We start from the raw sequence: 22482 nt of genomic DNA, 5'->3' as shown, positions 1-22482 counted from the left end.
GCCCACACTCTAGTCCGCGTTGTAATGTGGGCACCATGACCGTCGAGATTTCTGATTCCCGCCTGACCAATTCCCTCGCCCAGGGCTGCGGTGAGATCCTTAAAGGCGTGCGCAACGGGGGCCTGCTACGGGGCCTTTCGCTTGGCGACGCCGGCGATGAAGCCGCCCAAGAATGGATCGCCCGCGTGCTTGAACAGCACCGCCCCCAGGACGGCATGCTCTCTGAGGAAGCCTCCGATGACCTCACTCGCCTCAAGAAGGACCGCGTGTGGATCGTGGATCCGCTCGACGGCACTAAGGAATTTGCCACCGGCCGCCAAGACTGGGCCGTGCACATCGCCCTGGTAGAAAATGGTATTCCTATCCACGCGGCGGTGGGCCTGCCGGATCTCGGCGTTACCTTCAAGTCCTCGGACGTTCGGGCGGTCACCGGCCCGCTATCTAAGAAGTTCGTCGTCTCCCGCAATCGCCCGCCCAAGGTAGCCGGCTACATTGCCGAGAAAATGGGCTATGAAATCGTGGGCGTCGGCTCCGCGGGTGCCAAGGCCATGCACGTGCTGCTCGGCGATTATGACGGTTATATCCACGCCGGTGGCCAGTACGAGTGGGATCAGGCCGCCCCGGTGGGCGTCGCACAAGCTTCCGGTCTGCACTGCTGCCGCCTCGACGGCTCCGAAATCCGGTTCAATAATGAGGACACCTTCATCCCGGATATCCTCATCTGCCGCCCCGAGCTCAAGGATGAAATCCTGGAGCACGCCCAGGCCTTTGCCGAGGAGCACGGCGGATTCTAAACTAGTGCGCATGATTGAGACCCCGTATGAGGATCTGCTGAAGAAGGTCCTAGAGACCGGCACGCCCAAAGGCGACCGCACCGGCACCGGCACGCGCTCCATCTTTGGCGCGCAGCTGCGTTATAACCTGGCCGAGTCTTTCCCGCTGCTGACCACCAAGAAGGTCTATTTCCACGCGGTATTGGGCGAGCTTTTGTGGTTCCTCAAAGGCGAATCCAATATCAAGTTCCTGCAGGACAATAAGGTCCGCATCTGGAATGAGTGGGCGGATGACAATGGCGAGCTAGGGCCGGTCTACGGCGTGCAGTGGCGCTCCTGGCCTACCCCGGATGGCGAGCACATTGATCAAATCCAGCAGGCGCTCGATACCCTCAAGGACAATCCGGACTCGCGCCGCAACTTGGTCTCTGCATGGAACGTCGCGGAGCTGGACAAGATGGCGCTGATGCCCTGCCACTTGCTCTTCCAGCTCTACGTGGCCGATGGCACCTTATCCATGCAGGTCTACCAGCGCTCGGCCGATATGTTCTTAGGTGTTCCGTTCAATATCGCTTCCTATGCGGCGCTGACCCACATGTTTGCCCAGCAGGCCGGGCTCAAGGTGGGCGAGCTTATCTGGACCGGCGGCGATTGCCATATCTATAACGACCACGTAGAGCAGGTCAAAGAGCAGCTCTCCCGCGAGCCACGCCCGTACCCGCAGCTCAACCTGCACAAGGCGAAAGACATGTTCTCCTATGACTTCGCCGACTTTGAGATTGAAGGCTACGACCCCCACCCCACCATCAAGGCGCAGGTGTCCGTCTAATGTTGGGCGCAATCTGGGCACAGTCCTTGGACGGAATTATTGGCGATGGCGAGCAAATGCCCTGGCACGTGCCGGAAGACCTCAAGCACTTTAAGGACGTGACCATGGGCGCGCCGGTCATCATGGGGCGGAAGACCTGGGAGTCGCTCAATCCTAAATTCCGCCCCCTTCCTGGCCGGGAGAATTACGTGCTCTCCTCCCGCACGCCCGGCCAGTGGTCCGCCGGCGCCCAGGTCATCACCGCTATGCCCCCGCTTTCCGACGCCTGGGTCATCGGCGGCGGCCAAATCTACACCGCCACCCTGGATCAGGTTGACCGCATTGAGGTCACCCTCATGGGCGTCAATATCGGGGATGCTTATGGCGATAGGTCCATCTACGCCCCCGAAATCCCCGAGGAATTCGGCCTCGCCCACAGCACCGACTGGCTCACCTCCGACAACGGTCACCTAGAGCTTCCGGACCAAGAGGCCAGCGATCTCCCCATCAAATACCGCTTTTTAACCTACGACCGAAAGGATGCAGCCTAATGTCTGTTACTACCCCAGAAACCAACTCCGACGTCACCATCTTCTACGCCGACTGGTGCCCCTTCTGCGCCAAGCTCATCAAAAACCTAGACCGCACCGAAACCCCGTACGAGCTTGTCGACGTCGAGGCCGACAACACCGAGGACATCAACGCCTGGATTGAATCCGTCAACGACGGCAACCGCATCATTCCCACCGTCCTTTACTCCGACGGCACCCACGAAACCAACCCACCAGCTTCCTCCGTGCGCAATAAGCAGAAGGAATTGGCCGAGAGCTAAGCCAAGCCCCAGCCATTTCGGGGCACCCCTGCCCCACTGCTATGATTAGCCAAGTTGCACACGCAACCCCGCCCCAGTAGCTCAGGGGATAGAGCACGGCTCTCCTAAAGCCGGTGTCGGTGGTTCGAATCCACTCTGGGGCACCATGTGAAGTCTCGAGACATCGTTCCGATCGGCGTCTCGAGACTTTTCCGATTATTCAATACTCCGATATTGCTGCCCCAAGCATATAAGGCGCTCACGTAGACTAAACCTATGCACTTACTCCTCGCCTCATACCTACACCCAGAAATCAGCAAATACATTTTGGGGCGAGTGCTGTACATCGATGATGCTGCCGCGGGAATGAGCCAAACCCCGTTCGCCCAAACAGAGTTGACAACCATTCGCAATGCGGCAGAGGAACTAATCCCCTTAACCGTGGCGCAGGCGCAACCGAGCGACATACGCAATGAAATCAACTTAGCCGACTGCATCTATGTTGCGAGCGGCGAGGCATTCCGTCTCCTTGATGCGCTGAGACTCACTGGTACCGACCACCTGCTAGTTGAAGCGGTCCAGAACGGCACGCTTTACGCTGGAAGTTCTGCCGGCGCAATGGTTGCAGGACCTTCAATCGAACCGGCATCAATCATGGACGATCCGCGGACGGCACCGCAGCTCACCGACCACACAGGACTAAATCTCACTCCGTATGTCATTATTCCCCACGCCCAAGGAACAACTGGTCCTTATTCTATAAACGTCATCAGTGAAACTGTTGCGCAGTACGGACAAGATTGGAATCTCCTACTGCTGAGGGATGGGCAAGCCCTCGTAGTTGAAGGTGGAAAAACTATGCTCATCTAATCCGCCCAGGAAAACAACAGACTTACACTAACTTTCTGGCAATAAATCAGTTCGGTTGCTCCATGGAACTGCTTTCGTTCGCAGCATGGCGAACCCGCATCGCACTAATAAAGCCCAGCACCAGGAATGCCGTTGCAGCAAGAATCGAGTATCGAACGGCTTCGGTCATGCCATCGCTAAGCGCCTGCACCACAACGCTGGTCTGCTCGCCAAAGGGGGGCTATGCCCACCTTGAGCGCGCAGTCCTGCAATAGCGGAACCGGCTGATGGACGCGTTGGTTCTGCTATGCCATCGTCCCCCCAGCCCCATGATGCCGGCCGACTCGAGCGTCTTCGGCAACGTTAACCCAAGGGCCCTGAAATATACCGACCCAGAAACCGCGGTACCCAGCGCGGAACCGACCTGGTGGACCGTACTCTGGGTAGCCGAAGCCTGACCGGAACTTTTCACCGGAGTCTCGCTGAGCAGCGTGCCCGTTAACTGCACAGGCACAAAGCCCAAGCCGTAGAGCGTCAATGGCAAGGCAATGATCCAACCGCAGCCACGCCAGAAATGAACGTTTGCGACCCCAGCTATCAGTAATCTTTCCTGAGGCCTACAACAGCGCTGCAGGCAGGACGATAAACGAACTCCTGCCCCATCGCGCCTTAGCTAAATCCAGTCTCGCCGTGGAGACACTGCGCCTATTTAGTAACCATCTCGCTCATCATTAGTCACCTGCTACGGGTTGGGCCTAAGCCTCTTGAGCCTCGCTGATGGCATTGCCTAGTGCCGCAATGAATGCAATCAGGCCAATCGTAATGAGGATATGACCAAGACCAGCGATCCCAGAGATCATTGCAGTGGACTCCTCCCCCATTACGGTCAGGCATCCGTGCCAGATCATGACGCCGACGGTGACGACCACGCCGACGTTATACAGCCAAAAGAACGCATTGAACTGACCACGACTGCGTGACAGACCAAAGACCTTCTCCAATACCAAGAAGATAAGGCTCATCGTGAAACCGAGCGCCAGCAAGTGAGTATGCGCCACGCTCAACTGAGTGAACTCACCCTCGGGGAAATCATTGGCACGCGTGAATTCGCGGTAGAAGACCCCGGCTCCCAATCCCAAGACAAGGTAGAAAATGGATGCCCAATACAAAGCTTTCATGGTCATTCTCCTTCCCAACCGCTGCCACGGCCGGATTAGCGACGAATCAAATACTCCAAGGACTCATCTTTCTACATCTGTTCCGGCTTTGAATCGCAGGGCTGGTTGAAACTGCAATCAACCAGTTGGTTGACCACAGACGCAAATGAAAACGAAAGCATTCCCCAGTCCCTCGCCAAGCCCAGTATTAACAAATAGGCCAAATTTACCCTCGAACAGAGATCGTTTCGGGATTTTCCCGTTATAAGTTTTATCGAAACCCACCTCCACGCACCGTGCCTTTTTCAATTCCCTGCAATACATTGACGATTTCAGAATGTCTACAGACAAAACGACCCGTGGAAAAAGTTGAACGAGTTCTTTGAATCCTTAATCTTCTAGCAGAGCTTTTAAACTCCATGGCTCTCCAATCACACCTGCGGAATAGCAAACGCTTGCCCGCCTCTGATTGGAATTGCTCCATAACTGACTTGGGAGTAGCCCTCAGAGCGCACTATCCCATACCACGGTGGAAAGCTCGGCGAGAAGCATGCCGATCTAAAGGGGGCCGCCAAGCCCCACAGCATTAGCGAAGTGAGCGCGGAACGGTTGTGGTCATCAGCTCGCGCTTGGTCCACTGCTGAGATCTGGTATTCCCTGGGGGTCGTCAGTACCAACGTCGGCACTGCTAGTTGTCCTCAAAACGGCGCCGTTGGACGGTACAGCGTGGATTCCAGACGCAACCGCGTGTGCCGAAAGTGCACCAATCCATTCGCCGTGATGCTCATATTTACAGGATCAAAACGCGAAAGTAGTTGGCGGAATCAAGCGGTGGATGCGCCACGCTTGAATAGTTCGTTAAGTATTTCACGTGGGGTTGCGCCGCCGAGGATTTGTCGGGGTGTTTCGTTGAGCTCATTTTGCACCCACGCGACATGTTCGGGTGTGACGGTGGCAAAGTCGGTGCCCTTTTTGTAGAACCTGCGCCTGATCTCGCCGTTGGTGTTCTCGTTGGTTGGTCTCTGCCACGGTGAGTGCGGTTCACAGAAAAACACCTGGCAGCCGTCTTTAATCTGGACTTGTGCTGTGACAGCCATTTCTGCGCCTTGGTCCCATGTGATGGTCTTTAGCTGCTCGGTGTTGAGGTCTTTGACCATGTCCTGCAGGGTTGCGACCACGGTGTGTGAACTGTGCTCATCGGGAAGGTGTCCAAGCAGGGTGTAACGGCTGGTGCGCTCTACTAGGGTAATCAGCGCGCTTTTGCCACCTTTACCAATAACAAGGTCGCCCTCCCAGTGCCCGGGAATAGCCCTGTCATCAGCTTCCGGGCTGCGGTGGGTGATCTCAGCACCTTTGATCCAAGGGCGACCGGTTAACACGCCAGCGTTTCGGGCACGACGCTTGCGTGTTGAGCCGCCGCGGATAAGTACGTCTTTAGTCTTCATGACTTCTTCAAGCTCGGCTCGCAGGCTGCCTTTGCCTTGAATGTATAAGGCACTGTAGATCGCTTCGTGGGAAATACGCATGCTTTCATCATCGCTGAAAGCATGCTCAAGCCATGCACTAATGCGCCCAGGTGACCACCTGCGGGCAAGGCAATCGACTACTACACCCCGAAGCGTTGGGCTTTCATCGAGCTTGCGTAGTTTTGGCCGCACCATCCGACCAGCAGTAGAAACAGCAGCGTTGTGGGCGTTATACCGCAGCTGCTCTGTGCCGTCCTCATCGACGATCTTCCAACCATTACGGGTGATTTCACGAGCGACGACACTGTGGTGCCTATTTATTTTCTGCGCGATGGCTCGTGCCGAATCACCGACACGACATCCCGCTTCAATAGCAACACGGTCTTCAACAGTAAGCCTGCGACCACGCCCTACTAAGGCGTGTTTGTCGAATACGCCGCTAGGAAATCCATCAACGGCTTGAGTTTTCATCGGTGCTGGTATAACAGAATCTTTACCCAGCTTCTTGCCTGTATCTGGCAAAGACACCACCGCCTCATCAGGCGTTCGACGATGTCGCTGCCGGCGTAACTTCGCATACCGCTGCTTCCTTATCCACCCATACACGGTAGAAGGATGCATACCGATAGCATCAGCCACTGTCTGACAGCTCTCACCAGCAAGCACTCGCTCCACGGCCTGGGCACGTTTATCAGGTGACAAGTGGGCGCGTCTAGGCCGCACTTCGATTACACCAGCTTTCTTTAACCTGCTGTGAAGCAAGCCAGTCGATATTCCAACAGTCTGTGCTGCTTGACTGATCGACATACCTGCACGCACCAACCCAACAGCCTCACGGACAAACGGATCACGCAAACGACTCGCACGCCTGCCTGGAGGTTCGACACCTCTTACCCTCAACCAACCGTAAACCGATTCGGGGCCTACACCCACATCACGCGCGACCAGGCTAACTGCCTCGCCTGCCACCACGCGCTCAACAGCAGCATCCTTAACATCCTTCGGAGTCCAACGCGTCACAACTACCTCCCGGTCGAAGTGGCGCATTCACCCCTTGACAGCACGGTTTCATTCAGTTTTGTATGAGGATTTTTAACCGCGCCGCCCTCCAAATCACCCGCTCAGGGAGTCAAAAATTAACTGCGAATTCACGTCGATCCCAAGTTTCCTTAACTTCGGAACAGTTAGATAAAGACTCCTGATCACTACTCTCTCTGGAGGAAATTCCCCAAATGAAGCCTAGGCACTCTTCTCTTACTGCTGTAGTTCTTGCTTCAACTGTACTTCTTACCTCGTGCGGTGAGCCTACATCCAAGAATGAAGATACGCAGGCAGAAAGCGGTTCAACTTCGATCACCGTCTACACCTCAGAGCCGGAAGAAAAGGCCGATGAGATCAATGCGGCCTTCAATGAAGAGTTTCCTGATATCGAGGTCAAGGTGTACCGCGCGGGCACCGGAGATTTGAACGCACGCATATCTTCAGAGAAAAAATCTGGTGACATCCAAGCGGATGTTTTCTGGGCAGCCGATGCACCTACCTTTGAAAACTATGCCGACGATGGTGACCTCATCCAGCTTGCCGATGTTGATTCCAACAACATCATCGACGAGGCCAAGGACCACGAGAATTTTTATGTCGGTACGCGCATTATCCCTACGGTAATTGCCTATAACACCGACGAACTTGCAGAAGGCGAAGCCCCGAGGTCGTGGGCAGATCTAACTGATCCGAAATATAAGGACAAACTCATCATGCCGAACCCGGCGGTCTCTGGCGCGGCGGCATTCAATGCCTCGGCGTGGAAGAACAATTCAGATCTCGGCGAAACTTGGCTCGAAGATCTCGGCCAGAACTCCCCGATGATCGCAGAGTCCAATGGTCCCACTTCCCAAGAAATCGCCTCCGGGTCACGGCCCGTAGGTGTAGTCGTCGATTATCTAGTGCGAGACCTAGCGGACAAGGGTTCCCCTGTCGCTCTTTCCTACCCTTCCGAGGGAGCACCGTATATTTCTGAACCTGCGGGTGTATTCAAAGATTCCAAAGAACAAGAAGCAGCACAAAAGTACATCAACTTCCTACTTTCGAAAAAGGCACAAAAAATCGCAGTCGAGCAGTCGTATCTTCCAGTGCGCAAGGACGTGGGAACTCCAGCAGCCACCCCAGAACTTGAAGACATTGAACTCATGGACCAAGACCTAGAGAAAATTACCAAGGATAAAAACGCCGCCGTCGAAGCTTTTCAAAAAGCAGTTTCTTCCTAGTCCCCGTCTGTTCTAATCCCTCCTAGTTCTTGATGGCTCACTTGTTGAAAAATCCCTCCGTATCCGCGCTGCGCGTTGGTGTGTGGTTCATCGCTGTTGGTCTGTTCATTACGCCTTTGGTCCTGGTTGTCTCCCTCGCACTGGGAGGAAACCAAATTCCCACCCTTCTGGAACAAGGGCTCGGCATTGCTACATGGAATTCGCTTTTCACCACGGCGCTTTCGGGGCTTGCTGCCGTCATCATTGGAACCGTTATTGCCATCGCAATAGACCGCACAGATATCTATGGCTCTTCGGTACTGCGGCTCTTCCTACTTTCGCCCCTCTTGGTTCCCCCTTTTATCGGAGCGATTGCCTGGACTCAGCTCTTCGGTCCGAATCAAGGTTTAAATAGACTCATTGGGTTCGAACTTTGGAATATCTACGGCGCAGATGGGGTCATTGCGCTGATGACTATCCACTCTTTTCCCACAGCATACGTAATCATTTCATCGGGCCTGCGCTCAATCTCACCAGATTTTGAACTCGCCGCCCGTGTATCAGGAGCTTCCGTAATAACGGTTCTGCGTACGGTCACCCTTCCCCTCCTTCGCCCTGCGTTGTTGTCAGCGTTTACCCTCACGGCAATTGCTAATCTTGCCGATTTCGGGATTCCCGCGATTATCGGCTCGCCAGCTAGGTTCGAAACCCTGGCAACGATGATTTACCGGTTCATCGATTCTGGCACCGTATCCAACCCCCTGCAGGTAGTCTCCACCATCGGAGTTGTTCTCTTGTTCTTGGGAATCGGCGCCGTCACCATGGACTATTTCACCTCATTAAGAAACTCACCTTCTACCCATGACTCCGGTAGCCCGGCGCGCTTTTCGCTGCATTCAGCGCGTTGGCCGGTCACAATCATCATGTGGGTGTGCGGACTAGCCATTTCCATTGGCCCAATCCTCGGTTTGGCCTACCGCGCATTGCTACCAGCCCCTGGGATTCCGTTTACATTAGAAACCATTTCGCTGGCGAACTTCACCAATGCTTTGTCCAACCCGCGCGTCATCGACGGGCTAACCAATTCCGCACTTCTCTCAATAACCGCAGCGTTAATCTGCGGCATTCTTGGCTGGGTCATCGGAATATTAGTTTCCCGGACCCATGCACGGGGAAATACGCTTCTAATGCTTTCTACGCTGTTACCGAGCGCCCTGCCAGGACTCATCATCGGTGTAGCCTGGCTTATCGCCGGACGTTATACGGGGTTGTATAACACGATTTGGATAATACTTATTGCCTACGTCTGCGCATTTACCGCACTCGTTGTTCAATCCGTGCGTGCTCCTTTAATAAGTACCCCGACCACAATAGAAGAAGCAGCGCGCATTTCTGGTGCCACGCCCCTCAAGGCGCTCTTTTCAACCGTCGGTGCAATGAGCATTCCAGCGGCGATTTCCGGCGCAGTTCTAGTGGCGGTGACTGCGATTCGAGAGCTAACTATTTCCGTACTACTTGTCGCTCCCGGGACGACAACGCTGGGCGTCCAAGTGTTCAATCTTCAGCAGGCGGGAAATTATAACCAGGCATCGGCTCTATCCCTACTCTTCGCGATCGTCGGCATCGTTGCCCTCGCGCTGACTATTCAGTCCCCTAAGGTAAGGACTTAAAATGGCGAAAATTGCAACTTCACACCTCTCGGTCACTTTTCCGGACGGCACCACTGGCCTACGCGATATCAACCTCTCCATCGAGCCAGGAGAACTCATCGCACTTGTAGGACCGTCAGGCTCCGGTAAAACCACCCTCCTTCGCACCATCGCTGGTTTTATTTCCCCATCATCGGGCGAGCTCGACATCGATGGCAGACAGATGACTTCAACTCCTCCCGAAGAGCGCGGCATTGGTATGGTTTTCCAACAGCACGCGATTTGGCCACACATGTCTGTTAAAGAGAATGTTGGCTATCCGCTACGCCGAGCGAAAGTATCTAAGGCTAAACGCGAAGAGCACATTTCTAAAACTTTGGCCCTCGTAGGGCTGCCGGGATTCGAAGACCGGTCTCCGAACAGTCTTTCTGGCGGACAGCGCCAGCGCGTGGCTCTTGCCAGAGCGATCGTCGCAAGTCCCAAACTTTTGTTACTGGATGAGGCTCTTTCAGCTCTTGACGAACCATTGCGCGATAATTTGCGTCGCGAACTAGTGGCGCTGACGGAAAAACAACGTCTAACCACGGTGCACGTGACCCACGATCGCGCCGAAGCGCTGGCAATTGCAGATAGAGTCGTGGTCCTAGACGGCGGCGAAATCCAACAAATCGCTACCCCGCAACAGCTGCTGGAAAATCCTGCTAGCCCGGCGGTCGCGGCGTTTATTTCGGACGCGACAATTGTTCAAACCACCACTACAGGAAGCTGCGTCGAGTGTCCCACGCTTGGTGTTTCATGGCCTCTGAGCCAAGTAACCGTGCGAGAGGAAGGTACTAAAGCCGCTATCTTGCCGCACCACGCAAAGATTGTGGACGAAGACTATCTAGGCACCACGGTTCCAGCAATAGTGGACTCCGCAATTTTCGAAGGCGACCACTACTCCGTTACCGCCACTCATGAATCTGGAACCATATTCCGCACCACTGCGGACCACAAACCCGCATTGGGACAATCGGTTTGGATTCACTTTTCGCCGCCCTTGATTTTTTAATTCGTCACGTTCCGCGAACTTTTAACAACTCGGCGGTTTCACTGTGATCTCGTTTTCCATGACAGCTGCCCCGCTTTCTGGAACAAGATCCTATGCTCATATTGACCACAAGTAGCGAGGACCGTTGACCATCGAACGATCCTCACCGCCATTTCCTTCTGCGTTTCTCGCTTCTTGCTTAAGCTCTAAGTCATGAGTGAAAGTACTAAACACTACGCCGTAGACCTCACCCGCCTCGACACCGCCCTATACCGAGCTACCAATTCCGCGGGAGCAAGCATTGAGTTTGGCAGTGGCGAGGGGCTCCTCTCCCCTGTTGAACTCTTGCTTGCGGCCGTTGCGGGGTGCTCCGCAGTAGACGTGGACGTGGTGACCTCCCGGCGCGCTGAGCCGGAGTCTTTTGATGTGCATGTAGAAGGCGACCGCGTAAACGAGGATGGCGCATCGCGCCTGTCGGAGGTTCGCGTGGGGTTCAATCTTTCTTTCCCAGATACGTCCGAGGGTAACCAAGCACGCGAGCTGGTGGACAATCTGATTCGCATCTCCCATGAGAAGGACTGCACGGTGTCGCGCACGGTTGAGAATCCCACACGAGTGTTGTTTGGCAATGACTCGAAATAGCACTACGAAGTAAATGCGCGACATGCGCTTTCGCTGCCTCTGGGGCTTTAGACCTCCTGCTATGGTGCAGTTGTTAACTACTGTGACAAATGTGATTACTGCAGGAGCTCAACATGTCACCATCTTTCTCCCGTCGCGGCCTCTTTAAGGTCGGTGCCCTCGCCTTGACCGCGGGCGCTATCGGCGCTGCCGTTCCTAATGCGGCGGCGCTCGGACCGATACGCGGCACCATCATCGATTACTCTGCCGGTGTCCCTTCTCCGCAGGCGATTAAAAAGGCCGGCCATATGGGTGCGATTCGGTACGTCTCCGACAAACGCCCAGACGCAGCGTGGATGGCCGGCAAGCCGGTAACCCTGAAAGAGACCAAGGCCAATGCGGCAGCAGGCCTGCCTACCGCTTCCGTTTACCAGTTTGGCCGCGCGGAGACCGCGGATTGGAAGCAGGGCGCAGCAGGTGCTGCAATTCACGCACCGAAGGCGATTGCGCTGCACAAGAAGGCAGGCGGCCCAACCAACCGCCCTATCTACATTGCTATCGACGATAACCCCACCCGCGAGCAGTACACCCGCCAAATCCGCCCATACCTGCAGGCGTTTTCCAAGACGCTGGAGCTGGCCGGCTACCAGACAGGTGTCTACGGCAATTACAACACCATCGAGTGGGCAATCCAGGATGACATCGGCAAGTATTTCTGGATGCATGACTGGGGCTCTAACGGAAAGATTCACCCGCGCACCACTATTCACCAGCTGCCGCACGGCAAACAGCAGACCATCGGCGGCGTCATCGTAGACGTTAACGAGGTCTACGCCGATGACTGGGGACAGTGGACACCGGGCAAGTCCGCAGCACCTGCACCGGCGAAAAAGCCAGCCACTAAGAAACCACAGCCAAAGACTCAGCCGCAGGCCACGGCGCCGAGCAATGGCTCGTCCGACCTGGTAAATCAGTTGAGCTCGCAGCTACAGAGCAAGCACCCAGAGCTGCCAGAGCTACCGCAGGTAACTGCGGATGGCGTAACTTTCAATGGCAAAACGTTGAGCAACGACCAGATTCGTCAGCTAGCGAAGATCGTCGCAGAAACGGTTGCTAAGGCGAGGTAGTACTACTTTTTAAAGGGCTCGGAGGTTTTCTCTGAGCCTTTCTTTTTATCTGTGGACTTCTTATCGGAGCTGCCTTTATCTTTCTTCTCGGACTTGGTGGACTCGCTGGTAGGTTCCTTCGACGCGGATTTATCCTTCTTCCCTGTGCTGGGTTTTTCGTCCTTATCCTTCTTGCTAGACGAAGTCGTGGAGGTCTCCGAGGTAGTGGTTTCAATCGGTGGGACGTCCTCGCCGTCTTTGTACTTGAGGAAGCGCTCGGTGGCCTTGCCCAGGCTCTTTCCGGTGACCTCATCTTTTACATAGTCAGTAAGCTCATCGGACGAGCCATTGATCGAGGCAGCGGCTACAAAGTTCTCACCAAAAGAGACGGAAGAGTTGATGGACTTATCATTGGACCAGCCCCACTTGCTTCCCACCACGTTAGAGAGCTTTGCGGTGCCATAGTCCTGGCGGTAGCCATCCTCAGAGATGGGATCGGCATGAGCCATGGCTACGAGCACTGGGTGGGTTTCATCGCGCTCGATGAGCTGCGAAATGAAGCTGGCAACGTCATACGTAGAGGTCTGCGAGTAACCCCATTTCTCGCCGGCTTTGGTAGATTCCAACTTGAATTCATCGGCAATGGTGTCGATGGACTCTGGGTATTTTTCAAAGAGGTCTTCGGCAGACTTATCGGAGGAGCTAGCGATCATATCCAGCGCCTCATACTTATCTTCGTACTCGCCCTTTTCCATGACGTAGGTGGCGATATAGAGCTTGATGAGGCTGAGCGCCGGGCGAGCCTCGTGCTCCGAGGCAGAACCCATATGCATGCCATCATGCAGCCGAATATAGGTAACAGAGCGCCCCTCATCGCCTTCTAGAAACTCATTGATTTCTGGTGGGACGTCGCGGTTGGTGTCTGTTAATCCCGAAGGGGCGTCGGCAAGCGCGCCGCTATCACTCTCGCTGTTACTGCACGCGGTGGCGGTCAAGGCGAGCATACATACGGCTAAAGCGGCACCAGCCTTGGCTGATGCCGCCTTGCGAGTCAACGACGTTCTAAACACGTCGATACATGTTACCGGTTGAGTGCACTATCTAGGCAATTAATGCTGGACGGGTGCCTCCACCCCTACGCCGGTAAGCGAGCGGACTTCCATTTCTGCAGAAAGCTCCTCCAAGTCGTCTGGCTTGGTCATGATGGAGACCAACCAGCCGACAAAGAAGGACAGCGGAATGGATACCAGCCCCGGCGAGGAGAGCGAGAAGATAGCCCAGTCCGCGCCCGAGAACATGGAGGTCTCAGAACCGGAGACTGCTGGGGAGAAGAAGATGAGCACCAAGCAGGACACCACGCCGGTATACATGGAGGCCACCGCGCCTGCGGTATTGAAGCGACGCCAGTACAGGGAGTACAAGATAGTCGGCAGGTTGGCAGAAGCCGCAACCGCGAAAGCCAAGGAGACCAAAAACGCCACGTTCTGGGTCATGGCCAGAATGCCCAAGATGATAGCCACGATGCCAAGGACCACCACGGTGGCCTGGGAAACGCGAACTTGCTCGGCTTCTGTGGACTTACCATTGCGGATGACCGCATGGTAAATATCGTGCGCGATGGATGCCGAGGCGGTAATGGCCAGGCCAGCAACCACGGCAAGCACGGTGGCGAAGGCCACTGCGGAAATAACCGCCATGAAGATAGAGCCGCCAATCTCCAGCGCAAGCAGTGGTGCCGCGGCATTAGCCCCGCCCGGCGCGGCGAGGATGCGGTCCGGACCGACCAAGGCGGCGGCGCCGTATCCCAGGACCAAGGTCATCAGATAGAAGGCGCCGATGATGACAATCGCCCAGGTAACAGAACGGCGGGCTTCAGTAGCGGTAGGCACGGTGTAGAAGCGCATCAACACGTGCGGCAGGCCGCCCACACCAAGCACCAGCGAAATGCCCAAGGAGATGAAATCCAGCTTGGTGGCGGTGGTGGCGCCGTATTTCAGGCCAGGGGCCATGATGTCTTTAGCTTCATAGCCCTTCTCCTTAATCTGTTCAGAGGCGGCGTGCATATCAATGGCGTTGTTAAACAGCGCGCTAAATCCACCGCGCAGTGCAATGAATACCAAGAAGCACATGATGACTACGCCGGCTACTAGGAGCACAGCCTTGATCATCTGAACGTAGGTGGTGCCTTTCATGCCACCGACCAATACATAGACAATCATGAGCACACCAACGATGCCCACGACGACCGCCTGCCACTTAAAATCGTGGATATCCAGCAGCACGGCCACTAGAGAACCAGCGCCTGCCATCTGTGCGATGAGATAGAAGAGCGTGACAAAGAGGGTGGCGATGGACGCCGCTACGCGCACGGGCTTCTGCTTCAAACGGAAAGACAAGACATCCGCCATGGTGAAGCGGCCCACGTTACGCATGGGCTCAGCGACGAGCATGAGTGCTACCAGCCAGGCAACAAAGAAGCCGACTGAGTACAAAAAGCCGTCGTAGCCATTGAGCGCCACAGCACCAACGATGCCCAGGAACGATGCCGCGGAAAGGTAGTCACCAGAGATGGCTAGGCCGTTTTGTCGGCCGGAGAAGGTGCCGCCGCCGGTATAAAAGTCCGAGGCTTTCTTCGTGGTCTTTCCGGCGCGCAGCACCACCGCCATGGTGATGAAAAGGAAGATGCCGAAAATGGAGATATTCAAGATGGGATTGCCAGCGGAAGATTCGGCGGCGAGGGTGGTGGTAATCATTACATGCCCTCCAGCTCTTCACGGATGGCGGCCGACTTAGGCTCGATATTCTTATTGGCATACTTCACGTAGATCCACGTGATAATGAAGGTGGTGAGGAACTGGGCTAGGCCGAAAACCAGTCCGATATTCCAGCCGCCACCAAGCTCGATTGCCATAAAGCCAGGGGCAAACACGGCAGCTAGAACGTAGACCACGTACCACACAAAGAAGGCCACGGTCATGGGAAAAGTAAAACTCCGGTAGGTACGGCGCAGCTCGCCGAATTCGGCGGAGTCGCGCATCGCGATGAACTCGCTACCGGTGGGTTCGCGGCGCGAGACAGGAGTTGCAGCTACGTCACTCACAGAGCTTCGTCTCCTTGGGTGAGAGGAACTTAGGTCACACGAGATAATGTGTTATTAATCACTATCCATGTTTCCATGTAAGTTACCGAACATTTTCTGCAAGGTTGTGAACTCTGCCAAGAAAACACCTCACCTCTCCACCCTTTCAAGCTGATAGGTTCCGCCGAGCTGGATCAACGTCTTTAGCCAACTACCCCCATCGGTGGAAACAACCCCCCTTTTGCGAAGATTGTTAACAGCCGCTTGACAAAAGAAAAGCCCCCGGTGAGGGGGCTTAAACTGCGGGTGAGACTATTCCTCGTCGCCAGGGAACTCGCGCGGGTCATTAAACATGCGACCAAAGCCCTCCTGGCCTTCCAGGGCATCGATGGCGGATACTTCCTCCGCCGTAAGCTCCAACTCGGTGGAAGCGAGGTTTTCCTTTAGCCGCTCAGTGCGCGCGGACTTCGGGATCACGGACATCCCCTTAGACATGAGATAAGCCAGCACAACCTGTCCCTCGGTGGCCTCATGGTCAGCGGCAGCTTGCTCAATCACTGGGTTATTGAGCACTACCCCGCGTGCCAACGGGGCCCATGCCTCGGTGACGATGTCATTATCGTGATGGAAAGCGCGCAAACCGGACTGCGTAAAGCCCGGGTGAATCTCCACCTGGTTAAGCACCGGAGAAATACCGGTGGTGGAAATCAAGTCCTTGAGCACGTCCTCGTAGAAGTTGGCCACGCCGATGGACGCAATCTGACCCATACCCTGCAGGCGGGCGATAGCCTCAAAGGTCTCGTTGTATAGGCCACCCTGCGGCCACGGCCAGTGGATGAGATACAGGTCAAGATAGTCCAGCTGCAGATCCTTCAGCGACTGCTGGAATGCCTCTTCTACCTTGTGCGCACCGTGGTGGGAATGCCAGACCTTGGAAGTAACAAAGAGCTCATCACGGGTGACATCGCCGGCATCCATTGCCTGCTTGAGGGCGGTGCCTACCGCCTCTTCATTCTTGTACAGCGTAGCGGTATCGAAGTGGCGGTAGCCCAAATCGATGGCCTCACGGATAACGCGGATGCATTCCTCGTCATAGAGCTTGTACGTACCTAGGCCCAGCTGGGGCATTTCGCGGTCATCATTAAAAGTTACGGTTGGCACAGTCATGCCCTCCATTGTGCCGCAGTTTTTAAAGCCGCGCCGAAAACGACGAAACCCCAGGGCGAACCTGGGGTTGAGCGCTTTTAGTCGGCGCGGATGAGGTCAATGATGAAGACCAAGGTGCGGCCGGATAGCGGGTGCGCACCGCCGGCAGGACCATAGGCCTTTTCCGGCGGAATGATGAGCTTGCGACGGCCGCCCACCTTCATTCCCGGAATGCCCTCCTGCCAGCCGGCAATGAGACCGGTCAGTGGGAACTCGATGGACTGGCCACGGTCCCACGAGGAATCGAATTCTTGGTTGGTCTCGTATTCAGCGCCGACGTAGTGGACCTCCACTACGGCACCAGGCTGTGCCTCAGCACCGTCGCCGACGACGATGTCTTCTACGACAAGGTCCGTCGGCGCTGGGCCAGACTGGGCTTCAATAACAGGCTTATCCATGGGGATTATTCTCCTTGGGAAATCTAGTTTGTTCGTGCGGTCGCATTAAAAACCGAACCGAGCTGCACCTATTATAGGTGCTACCACCCGATTCGGCTTAATTCGGCGAACCCGCGGGGCGCTTTAGCGCTCGTTACGTGGGGTAACCTTACGCAGGGACTCGCCGGTGTAGATCTGGCGCGGACGGTTGATCTTGGTGTTGATCTCCAGCTGCTCGCGGTACTGAGCAATCCAGCCCGGCAGGCGGCCGATAGCAAAGAGGACGGTGAAGAAGTCCGTCGGGAAGCCCATGGCGCGGTAGATCAGGCCGGTGTAGAAGTCCACGTTCGGGTAGAGCTTGCGGGAGACAAAGTAGTCATCGTTCAGCGCAATCTCTTCCAGCTTCATGGCCAGATCCAGCATCGGGTCGCCACCCAAGTGATCGATGATCTCGTGTGCGGTCTCCTTGACGATGGCAGCGCGTGGGTCGTAGTTCTTGTACACGCGGTGGCCGAAGCCCATGAGGCGAACGCCCTTTTCCTTATTCTTCACGCGGTTCATGAAGTCGGTAGCGTCACCATCGTGGTTGTTCTGGATATCTTCCAACATCTCCAGAACGGCTTGGTTTGCACCACCGTGCAGTGGGCCGGACAGAGCGTTAATGCCGCCAGCAATAGAGACGAACATGTTCGCCTGCGCGGAACCAATCATGCGCACGGTGGAAGTAGAGCAGTTCTGCTCGTGGTCAGCGTGCAGAATGAGCAGCTTATCCAGGGCCTTAGCTACGACCGGGTCAACCTCGTATTCCTCGGTTGGGTAGCCAAACATCATGCGCAAGAAGTTCTCGCGGGCGTTCAGGCTATTATCCGGGTACATATAAGGCTTACCCTGGGAAGCTCGGTAGGCATAGGCGGCCAGCATTGGCACCTTAGCCAGCAGGCGAACGGTTGCCTTATCCAGCTGCTCTGGGTCCAGCGGGTTGAGCTGGTCCTGGTAGTAAGCGGAGAGAATGTTAAGGGAGGAAGCTAGCACCGCCATCGGGTGTGCGTTGCGCGGGAAGATGTTGAACGCGGCCTTGAAATCCTCATCCAGCAGGGTGTGGTGGCGAATTTCCTTATTAAAGTGGCTGAGCTCTTCCTCGTTGGGCAGGTGACCCTTGATCAGGAGGTAAGAAACTTCGTTGAAGGAAGCATTTTCTGCAAGGTCTGCAATGTCGTAGCCACGGTGGCGCAGGATGCCCTCTTCACCATTAATGAAGGTGATCTTGGACTCGGTGGAACCGGTGGAGGTGTAACCAGGGTCGAAGGTAACAAGTCCGGTTTCGTTACGGAGCTTGGAGATGTCAAAGCCGGAGTCACCCTCGGTGGACTGCTTGATGTCCATCTCGTACTCGCCGCCTGGGTACTGGAGCACTACTTTGTTGTCTTCAGAAGCCACGGAAGTTCCTTTCTCTTTGTGAGAGTCATTATTAGGCACTAACTTAAAGAAGCTAGTTGGATAGCTCTTCACAGTTTAGCAAACTTTGTGACGCCGCCTACAAGTTTCGGTCGACTAAAATAACTGCCGTTCGACCGGAACTGTCCTACACTGACACTCATGAGCACTCCAGAACTTACGCTGCCCGCCCATCTCCTGCCTGCCGACGGCCGCTTTGGCTGTGGCCCCTCCAAGGTTCGCCCCCGACCAGCTTGCAGCCATAGAACCTGCAGTCATGGGCACCTCCCACCGCAAGCCAGCGGTCAAAAACCTCGTAGGTTCGGTACGGGAAGGATTAAGCGCTCTCTTCTCGTTGCCAGAAGGCTACGAAATTGTCCTCTCTGTGGGCGGCGCCACCGCTTTCTGGGATGCCGCCACTTTCGGACTCATTGAACGCCACTCCGCGCACCTTACCTTTGGCGAGTTTTCCACTAAGTTTGCAAAGTCTGCCGCGGGTGCCCCTTGGCTTGATGCCCCGTCCATCGTGGAGGCTCCCGCGGGCACCGTGCCCGACGTAGGCGATCTCTCCGCGGAGGCGGACGTGGTTGCTTGGGCGCATAATGAAACCTCCACCGGTGCGATGGCAGAGGTCACCCGCCCACACCCGCGCAACGACCAACAATTGGTGGTTGTAGACGCCACCTCTGGGGCAGGCGGCCTGCCGGTAAATATCGCCGACACGGACGTCTACTACTTCTCGCCGCAGAAATGCTTTGCCTCTGACGGCGGCCTGTGGCTAGCCGCCATGTCCCCCGCCGCCCTGGAGCGGATTGAAAGGATCAACGCCTCTGAGCGCTATATCCCTAATTTCCTCAACCTTCAAACCGCAGTGGATAACTCGCGCAAGAACCAGACCTATAACACCCCGGCGATTGCCACCCTGCTCATGCTGGATAACCAAATCCAGTGGATGAATGAGAACGGAGGCTTGGACGGCATGGTAGAGCGCACCACGCAGTCCTCTACTAACCTGTACCGCTGGGCCGAATCCCGCCCAGAGGCCACTGCATTCGTCGCACATCCTGCTTCTCGTTCGCTCGTGGTGGGCACTATCGACTTTGCAGCCTCCGTCGATGCCGCAGCGCTCGCCGCCACCCTGCGCGCCAACGGCATCGTGGACGTGGAACCGTACCGCAAGCTGGGCCGCAACCAACTGCGCATCGGCATGTTCCCCGCCATTGATCCGGAGGATATCGCTAAGCTCACCCAGTGCATTGACTACGTCTTGGATGCAAAGTAACGCATCACTCACTCAACATGCCCCGCCGCCTCGCAGGCCGTGGGGCTTTTCACGTTATAGTTGAATGCATCACAGAATTGTCCGCCGTCGATAGGCAAAAGGAGCGCCCTATTATGCGCGAGCTGTTCCCAGTTGACAGCGAATCGACTGAAACCTCTTTGGTGCTGCGCACCGAAGACGGCGAAGAGTTTTTCCTCTCCATCACCGATGAACTGCGCGAGGTCCTGCAGGGTGAGCAGCAGGAAACCCCGGAAGAAGAGCCGGCGGCTCCCGCCATCAGCCTTGCCAAGCCCGCCAAACCGGAGCCGGTTGAAGAGGCAAAGATTCGCCCGGCGGAGATCCAAAACCGCATCCGCGCCGGTGCCTCCGCGGCGGAAGTGGCGGAAGAAATGGGCGTGCCCGAGTCCCGCATTGAACCCTTCGCCTACCCGGTCATGCTGGAGCGCAACCGCATCGCGGAGATTGCCAAGCAGGCTCACCCGGTACGCGAGGACGGCCCAGCCAAGCTCACCCTGTGGGAGGTTCTTGCTACCGCCTTTGCCGCTCGCGGACACTCACTGTCCGAGTCCACCTGGGACGCCTACCGCCACCAGGGCGAGGCCTGGATCGTGCGCGTGACGTGGAAGGCCGGCCTGTCCGAGAACGAAGCCGAGTGGTACTTCAAGCAGTCCATGTCCTCGCCCGCCACGGTGGAGGCCCGCAACTCGGTGGCCGCAGACCTAACGGACCCGGACTTCGTACAGCCGGTGCGCTCGCTGACCTCGTTGGGCAGTGGCCGCTACGACGAAGCTATCGACGGCGATCAGCCCAGCAACGTCACTGACCTCACTGCGCCAACCACCCCGCCGGAAGAGCCCGAGGAAGAGGAGTTCCTACAGAACCCCTCCCCGGAAGAAAAGCCCGCCAAGCGCCGCCGCAAGGCCGTCACTCCGCATTGGGAGGACGTACTACTCGGCGTTCGCTCCAATACCAAGCGCCCTAGGGACTAATCGTGGACATCTCTCACGCAGTACTCACTCTCTGGTACATCTCTAAGCCCAACGCAGAAGAGGTGCTAAAGACCGAGCCCAAGGCGGATCGCGGCTTTGGGCGAAAATTCCTCGCCCAATTAGACCCGACATTCCCGGTCACCCCGATTGGGCAATTCCCGCTTAACCGCTCCGCGCAGACGGATCCACATGAGTACTATATCGGCGGCTACCCCGGCATCACCGTGGTACAGACGGTGTGCGAAGGAGACTCTGTCCTCCTCTCTCAGCTGCCGGAAACCCTACTCAATGCGGTCCCCGCCCAGCGCGTCATTGCGCTGGCGAGTAATGAAAAGGAAGGCTATGCCGGCTTCGCCCTGTGGGAGGGTGGCCAGCTCAAGCGCTGCCTGTGCGCTACGCGCGAGCACCTTTATGAAGACACCGGCCTGCCAGAGCCTTTCGAGGCGCCCTACTGGGCAGGAGAAAAGTACGAACCGATCGGTGGCATTTCCCTGCCCTTCGAGCCGCAGGGCATCATGGAGGCGGCCCAGGAGTACTGGCTCGGCATCGAGGTAGGACACGATGGCCCGGATCTGGACGTCGTGGGTTACGCGGTTGACGGCCGCCCAGAGCCGAAGATCGACCCGCCGAAGCCGAAGCGGACCGTGGGCGAGTTAGCTGCGCAGTCGGCCAATAAGCTGGGTCTGAACGATTATGATGATTACGAGGACCACAGCGCCGAGCCGGAATCCACTGGCGAGGAGATCATCTCCACTGCGAAGCATCTGGGTTCCCTCATCGGCAATTGGGGCGCTCAGACGTTTAGGTCGCTCAAGGAGCGCTGGCGTTCATAAAAGGAAATGGCGGCGGCCGTTGCCACATTGAGGGAATCCGTACCCGGGGCCATCGGTATGCGTGCGCGCACATCGGTGGCCTTCATTGCGTGTTCGGTAAGGCCAGGGCCTTCCGCACCGACGAGCATGGCCACCTTATCCAAGCCATGCATGGCCTCGGCCAAATGCACCGCTTGGGGGTTGGGGGTTAAGGAAATGAGGGTAAAGGAGGCGTCGGCAAGCGCCTGCAAGGAACGCTGCCACGTGGTGAACCCGCCTTCCAAATGGGCAAAGGGCAAGCGCAGCACGTGCCCCATGGATACGCGCACCGAGCGTCGATAGAGCGGATCTGCGGCCCCTGAGCCGAGCAGCACCGCGTCCACCCCCATGCCGGCGGCGTGGCGGAAGATTGCGCCAATATTCTCGTGATCGCCCACGCCCTCCAGCACTGCGATGGTTTTCGCGGTCTTCAAAATCTCTCCCAGATCCGGCTCTGGGGCGCGGTCCGCGGCGGCGACAAGCCCGCGGTGCATATCAAAGCCCGCTACCTCTGCGAGGGTCTCGCGGGAGACCTCGTAGATGGGGCACTCAGGCTCGCCATACTCGGAAACGTATGCTTCCAGCTTCTTAGGAAAGCCCACCAAGCAACGCATGGGGAACCGGGATTCGGCCAGCCGGGAGACCACCAGCGGGCCCTCTGCAATGACGAGACCCTCGCCGGATTTATCGGATTTGTTGAGGTTCCGAATATCGTCCAGGCGAGGGTCCGCAGGGTCAGTAATCAGCATGC

General features: G+C 56.5%; 20 protein-coding genes, 1 tRNA gene and 3 pseudogenes. 14 read left to right on the top strand and 10 right to left on the bottom strand.

All coding sequences use genetic code 11. The features are described from left to right. Positions 1 to 35 precede the first annotated feature (35 nt). The 6 genes from ACLI1M_RS03625 to ACLI1M_RS03600 all read left to right on the top strand — a co-directional run bounded on the left by ACLI1M_RS03625 (position 36) and on the right by ACLI1M_RS03600 (position 3262). Positions 36 to 794 (top strand): 3'(2'),5'-bisphosphate nucleotidase CysQ, encoded by a 759-nt coding sequence (locus ACLI1M_RS03625; RefSeq protein ID WP_200287954.1) that lies wholly within the window; start codon positions 36 to 38, stop codon positions 792 to 794. A 10-nt stretch (positions 795 to 804) separates the two neighbouring features. Continuing rightward, positions 805 to 1602 carry a thymidylate synthase gene (locus tag ACLI1M_RS03620; RefSeq protein WP_200287956.1) on the top strand — a complete coding sequence of 266 codons (798 nt, stop codon included), beginning with the start codon at positions 805 to 807 and terminating at the stop codon, positions 1600 to 1602. Further along, on the top strand, positions 1602 to 2132 hold the full coding sequence (locus ACLI1M_RS03615) for a dihydrofolate reductase (RefSeq protein ID WP_200287958.1): 531 nt from the start codon (positions 1602 to 1604) through the stop codon (positions 2130 to 2132). The genes ACLI1M_RS03620 and ACLI1M_RS03615 overlap by 1 nt, the downstream gene beginning before the upstream one ends. Next, positions 2132 to 2413 (top strand): glutaredoxin domain-containing protein, encoded by a 282-nt coding sequence (locus ACLI1M_RS03610; RefSeq protein ID WP_023021997.1) that lies wholly within the window; start codon positions 2132 to 2134, stop codon positions 2411 to 2413. The genes ACLI1M_RS03615 and ACLI1M_RS03610 overlap by 1 nt, the downstream gene beginning before the upstream one ends. A 70-nt stretch (positions 2414 to 2483) precedes the next feature. Continuing rightward, positions 2484 to 2559: transfer RNA gene (locus ACLI1M_RS03605), tRNA-Arg, on the top strand. Between the two features lie 109 nt (positions 2560 to 2668). Beyond that, positions 2669 to 3262 carry a Type 1 glutamine amidotransferase-like domain-containing protein gene (locus ACLI1M_RS03600; RefSeq protein WP_411706659.1) on the top strand — a complete coding sequence of 198 codons (594 nt, stop codon included), beginning with the start codon at positions 2669 to 2671 and terminating at the stop codon, positions 3260 to 3262. A gap of 734 nt (positions 3263 to 3996) precedes the next feature. Here the strand turns inward: ACLI1M_RS03600 and ACLI1M_RS03595 are convergent. From ACLI1M_RS03595 to ACLI1M_RS03585, 3 genes and pseudogenes are all read right to left on the bottom strand, one after another. Continuing rightward, positions 3997 to 4419 (bottom strand): DUF2871 domain-containing protein, encoded by a 423-nt coding sequence (locus ACLI1M_RS03595; protein ID WP_200287959.1) that lies wholly within the window; start codon positions 4417 to 4419, stop codon positions 3997 to 3999. Positions 4420 to 5222: 803 nt separating this feature from the next. Next, positions 5223 to 6442, bottom strand: a pseudogene (locus ACLI1M_RS03590) (IS30-like element IS1513 family transposase). Between the two features lie 19 nt (positions 6443 to 6461). Next, positions 6462 to 6671, bottom strand: a pseudogene (locus ACLI1M_RS03585) (helix-turn-helix domain-containing protein); the annotation flags it as partial. A 425-nt stretch (positions 6672 to 7096) separates the two neighbouring features. On the opposite strand from ACLI1M_RS03585, the gene ACLI1M_RS03580 reads away from it, so the two are divergent. The 5 genes from ACLI1M_RS03580 (at position 7097) to ACLI1M_RS03560 (ending at position 12534) form a co-directional block, all read left to right on the top strand. Beyond that, positions 7097 to 8128: an ABC transporter substrate-binding protein gene (locus tag ACLI1M_RS03580; protein ID WP_411706658.1), complete on the top strand. Its 1032-nt coding sequence runs from the start codon at positions 7097 to 7099 to the stop codon at positions 8126 to 8128. Between the two features lie 32 nt (positions 8129 to 8160). Continuing rightward, positions 8161 to 9777 (top strand): ABC transporter permease, encoded by a 1617-nt coding sequence (locus tag ACLI1M_RS03575; RefSeq protein ID WP_411706657.1) that lies wholly within the window; start codon positions 8161 to 8163, stop codon positions 9775 to 9777. 1 nt (position 9778) lies between these two features. Continuing rightward, positions 9779 to 10807, top strand: coding sequence for an ABC transporter ATP-binding protein (locus ACLI1M_RS03570; RefSeq protein ID WP_248100416.1), 1029 nt, complete (start codon positions 9779 to 9781; stop codon positions 10805 to 10807). A gap of 192 nt (positions 10808 to 10999) precedes the next feature. After that, positions 11000 to 11428, top strand: a complete 429-nt coding sequence (locus tag ACLI1M_RS03565; protein ID WP_023022004.1) for an OsmC family protein — start codon at positions 11000 to 11002, stop codon at positions 11426 to 11428. A 113-nt stretch (positions 11429 to 11541) separates the two neighbouring features. After that, positions 11542 to 12534, top strand: a complete 993-nt coding sequence (locus tag ACLI1M_RS03560) for a DUF1906 domain-containing protein (RefSeq protein WP_023022005.1) — start codon at positions 11542 to 11544, stop codon at positions 12532 to 12534. Between the two features lie 2 nt (positions 12535 to 12536). Here ACLI1M_RS03560 and ACLI1M_RS03555 read toward each other — a convergent pair whose 3' ends face one another. The 6 genes from ACLI1M_RS03555 to ACLI1M_RS03530 form a co-directional block, all read right to left on the bottom strand. Continuing rightward, the gene (locus tag ACLI1M_RS03555) at positions 12537 to 13583 is read right to left on the bottom strand and encodes a hypothetical protein (RefSeq protein WP_023022006.1); all 1047 of its coding nucleotides are present in this window, start codon (positions 13581 to 13583) and stop codon (positions 12537 to 12539) included. Between the two features lie 39 nt (positions 13584 to 13622). Then, positions 13623 to 15266: a cation acetate symporter gene (locus ACLI1M_RS03550; protein ID WP_023022007.1), complete on the bottom strand. Its 1644-nt coding sequence runs from the start codon at positions 15264 to 15266 to the stop codon at positions 13623 to 13625. Then, positions 15266 to 15550 carry a DUF485 domain-containing protein gene (locus ACLI1M_RS03545; protein ID WP_282439298.1) on the bottom strand — a complete coding sequence of 95 codons (285 nt, stop codon included), beginning with the start codon at positions 15548 to 15550 and terminating at the stop codon, positions 15266 to 15268. The genes ACLI1M_RS03550 and ACLI1M_RS03545 overlap by 1 nt, the downstream gene beginning before the upstream one ends. Positions 15551 to 15904: 354 nt before the next feature. Next, entirely contained in the window at positions 15905 to 16768 is an 864-nt protein-coding gene (locus ACLI1M_RS03540) for an aldo/keto reductase (RefSeq protein WP_200287976.1), read from the bottom strand. 68 nt (positions 16769 to 16836) lie between these two features. Then, entirely contained in the window at positions 16837 to 17196 is a 360-nt protein-coding gene (locus ACLI1M_RS03535; protein ID WP_005323855.1) for an FKBP-type peptidyl-prolyl cis-trans isomerase, read from the bottom strand. 123 nt (positions 17197 to 17319) lie between these two features. Continuing rightward, positions 17320 to 18612: a citrate synthase gene (locus ACLI1M_RS03530; RefSeq protein WP_023022010.1), complete on the bottom strand. Its 1293-nt coding sequence runs from the start codon at positions 18610 to 18612 to the stop codon at positions 17320 to 17322. A 159-nt stretch (positions 18613 to 18771) separates the two neighbouring features. Here ACLI1M_RS03530 and serC point away from each other — a divergent pair. The 3 genes and pseudogenes from serC to ACLI1M_RS03515 all read left to right on the top strand — a co-directional run bounded on the left by serC (position 18772) and on the right by ACLI1M_RS03515 (position 21713). After that, positions 18772 to 19891 (top strand): annotated as a pseudogene (serC, locus tag ACLI1M_RS03525) (phosphoserine transaminase). Positions 19892 to 20004: 113 nt separating this feature from the next. Further along, positions 20005 to 20880, top strand: a complete 876-nt coding sequence (gene sepH, locus ACLI1M_RS03520) for a septation protein SepH (protein WP_023022012.1) — start codon at positions 20005 to 20007, stop codon at positions 20878 to 20880. A gap of 2 nt (positions 20881 to 20882) precedes the next feature. Continuing rightward, positions 20883 to 21713 (top strand): DUF6928 family protein, encoded by an 831-nt coding sequence (locus ACLI1M_RS03515; protein WP_023022013.1) that lies wholly within the window; start codon positions 20883 to 20885, stop codon positions 21711 to 21713. Here ACLI1M_RS03515 and ACLI1M_RS03510 read toward each other — a convergent pair. Further along, positions 21674 to 22480: a TrmH family RNA methyltransferase gene (locus ACLI1M_RS03510; RefSeq protein ID WP_200287979.1), complete on the bottom strand. Its 807-nt coding sequence runs from the start codon at positions 22478 to 22480 to the stop codon at positions 21674 to 21676. The two genes, ACLI1M_RS03515 and ACLI1M_RS03510, sit on opposite strands and share 40 nt — an antisense overlap. Positions 22481 to 22482 lie beyond the last annotated feature (2 nt).

This window comes from Corynebacterium sp. LaCa54 (assembly GCF_046717495.1).
Classification (GTDB): domain Bacteria; phylum Actinomycetota; class Actinomycetes; order Mycobacteriales; family Mycobacteriaceae; genus Corynebacterium; species Corynebacterium kefirresidentii.
The sequence above is the reverse complement of the archived record's forward strand: the minus strand, read 5'-3'. Positions and strand labels throughout refer to the sequence as shown.